This window comes from Methylophaga sp. (assembly GCF_030651745.1).
Window position 1 is genome coordinate 1 of record NZ_JAUSCC010000004.1, and the last position, 2,796, is coordinate 2,796.

Annotated in this window: 5 protein-coding genes; all 5 read right to left on the reverse strand. The window is 42.2% G+C overall.

Going from position 1 to position 2,796, the window contains the following annotated elements; all coding sequences use genetic code 11:
* Window positions 1-105: 105 nt before the first annotated feature.
* From rpmJ to rpsE, 5 genes are read right to left on the reverse strand one after another with little or no spacing between them, the layout of a single operon-like run.
* Complete coding sequence (gene rpmJ, locus Q7V21_RS00160; protein ID WP_084003086.1) at window positions 106-219, reverse strand: 50S ribosomal protein L36; 114 nt, start codon at window positions 217-219, stop codon at window positions 106-108.
* Between the two features lie 30 nt (window positions 220-249).
* On the reverse strand, window positions 250-1,602 hold the full coding sequence (gene secY, locus Q7V21_RS00165) for a preprotein translocase subunit SecY (RefSeq protein ID WP_304915362.1): 1,353 nt from the start codon (window positions 1,600-1,602) through the stop codon (window positions 250-252).
* Window positions 1,603-1,607: 5 nt separating this feature from the next.
* Window positions 1,608-2,042 (reverse strand): 50S ribosomal protein L15, encoded by a 435-nt coding sequence (rplO, locus tag Q7V21_RS00170; RefSeq protein ID WP_304915363.1) that lies wholly within the window; start codon window positions 2,040-2,042, stop codon window positions 1,608-1,610.
* Window positions 2,043-2,044: 2 nt separating this feature from the next.
* Window positions 2,045-2,233, reverse strand: coding sequence for a 50S ribosomal protein L30 (rpmD, locus tag Q7V21_RS00175; RefSeq protein ID WP_304915364.1), 189 nt, complete (start codon window positions 2,231-2,233; stop codon window positions 2,045-2,047).
* A 4-nt stretch (window positions 2,234-2,237) separates the two neighbouring features.
* Window positions 2,238-2,747 (reverse strand): 30S ribosomal protein S5, encoded by a 510-nt coding sequence (gene rpsE, locus Q7V21_RS00180; RefSeq protein ID WP_014707477.1) that lies wholly within the window; start codon window positions 2,745-2,747, stop codon window positions 2,238-2,240.
* Between the last annotated feature and the right edge of the window lie 49 nt (window positions 2,748-2,796).

Here is a 2,796-nt window from a genome sequence, read left to right on the forward strand (position 1 = left end):
ATACCAGCTATACGAGCCATTCAATTACCCTAAATTTCTCAGGAGTGAACAGTGAATTGTATCATACAAAACTACAGTTCAACAACAATCACCGAACAGTCAAATTTAACCTTGACGTTGCTTATGGCGAGCTTCTGTGCAAATAACACGCAGAACCCCGTTTCTTTTTACAATTTTGCAATTACGGCATATCTTTTTTACTGACGCCTGAACTTTCATTATTTTTCTCCAGCAAACTATTTTGTAAAGTTAGCGTAAAAATCCGCCAACTCCATTATTATTCTTGTTTGATTTACGCATCAAACTTTCATACTGCTGCGACATCATGTGTGATTGAACTTGTGAAACAAAATCCATTGTCACAACAACGATGATAAGCAAAGAGGTACCACCGAAATAGAACGGTACACTCCAATAAAGTATAAGAAACTCTGGCAACAAACAGACGGCAGTTATATAAACAGCCCCAGCTAACGTTAATCGTCCCATTACGGTATCGATATAACGTGAAGTTTGTTCACCAGGACGAATCCCAGGGATAAAGGCTCCAGACTTTTGCAGGTTCTCTGCAGTTTCTTTTGGATTAAATACTAATGCCGTATAAAAGAAACAGAAGAAGATAATCGCAAAAGCATATGCCATTACATACATAGGCTGACCGGGTGACATAAGTGTTGAGATATCACTCAACCAGCTCATGCCTTCTGAAGAGCCAAACCAACCAGCAATGGTAGCCGGAAACAAGATAATACTTGAAGCAAAGATCGGTGGTATTACCCCAGCCATATTTAACTTCAACGGTAAGTGTGTAACCTGTCCAGCCATCATTTTCCGGCCTTGCTGACGCTTGGCATAATGAATGGGTATACGTCTTTGAGCACGTTCAACAAACACTACAAAAGCAGTAACAGCAAGGGCCATAACCAATAGAGCGATAACTAAAAACGGTGCTAACTGCCCAGTTCTAGCTAATTCAAGGGTTCCACCAATAGCAGATGGTAAACCGGCAACGATACCAGCAAAAATGATAATCGAAATACCATTACCAATACCACGCTCGGTAATCTGCTCGCCTAACCACATAAGGAACATGGTACCAGTTACTAATGTAATCACCGCAGTAAAACGGAATAACAAACCTGGGTCTATAACAACGCCAGTACCACCTGCCTGCTGACTTTCCAACGCAATGGAAATACCAATTGCTTGAAAGGTTGCTAAGGCTAAAGTGCCGTAACGAGTATATTGGGTAATCTTGCGTTTGCCCGCTGCGCCTTCCTTTTTAAGCTGTGCTAATTTAGGATGAACAACAGTCAAAAGCTGCATGATGATAGATGCCGATATATACGGCATGATACCTAATGCAAAGACAGACAACCGTTCCAAAGCACCACCTGAAAACATGTTAAACATGTCGAGGATAGTTCCGCGCTGCTGTTCAAACATAATCGCTAATGCTGCTGGATCAATACCTGGAACAGGTATAAATGTTCCTAAACGGTAAACTACCAAAGCACCTAAAACAAAAAGAAGACGACTTTTAAGTTCACCATATCGTCCTCCGCTCATCATTGCTGCGGCTTGTTGTCTGTTTTTTTCCACAAATATTACTCTTCGACCTTACCACCGGCAGCTTCTACAGCAGCCTTAGCACCTGCAGTAAGAGCCATACCTTTAATCGTTACCGATTTAGTAAGCTCACCAGAGTTAATTACTTTTACACGTAAAGTATTTTCAGGTACTGCGCCAACAGATTTCAATGTCAACAAATCAATTACGTCAGCTTCAATAGAAGCAATTGTATCTAAACGTACTTGAGCTGTAGTTCTGCTTACACGTGAACTGAAACCAACCTTTGGCAAACGACGTTGCAAAGGCATCTGACCGCCCTCAAAACCACGTTTGTGGAAACCACCAGAACGAGCTTTTTGACCTTTGTGACCACGGCCACAAGTTTTGCCTAAGCCAGAACCAATTCCACGACCTACGCGTTTAGCTGATTGTTTTTCACCTTCAGCTGGTGCAATTGTATTTAAGTTCATGTTTATGCTTCCTCAACCTTCAACAGGTAAGAAACATGATTTATCATGCCTCTGTTTTCAGGTGTGTCGATTACAACAGCACTACTTCCTGTTTTACGTAAACCTAAGCCTCTGACACAGGCTTTATGTTTTTCAAGTCTTCCAATGGTACTTTTGACCAATGTGACTTTTAATTTTGCTTGTGAACTCATTTGATTATTCCATGATCTCTTTAACCGACTTACCACGTTTGGCAGCGATAGATTCAGGGTTATTCATATCTGTAAGACCATTGATAGTAGCGCGAACTACATTCAAAGGATTGGTTGAACCAATCGACTTGGCCAGAACGTTATGAACACCGACAGCATCAAATACTGCGCGCATTGCACCACCGGCAATAACACCCGTACCTTCTGAAGCTGGCTGCATAAACACTTTCGCAGCACCATGACGAGCCGTCAAAGGGTGGTGCAGAGTATCACCATTCAGCACGACTTTCTTCATGTTTTTACGAGCTTCATCCATTGCCTTTTGAATAGCAACCGGTACTTCACGTGCTTTGCCTTGTCCAAAGCCAACACGTCCATTACCATCACCAACAATTGTCAATGCAGAAAAACCAAATACACGGCCACCCTTCACTACTTTAGCGACGCGGCGAATACCTACTAACTTTTCAATCAAGCCATCTGATGCGGCTTGGCGTTGTTCATTCTGTGCCATGAGTCTTACCTTATATAACTAGAACTGCAAGCCGTTTTCACGAGCTGCA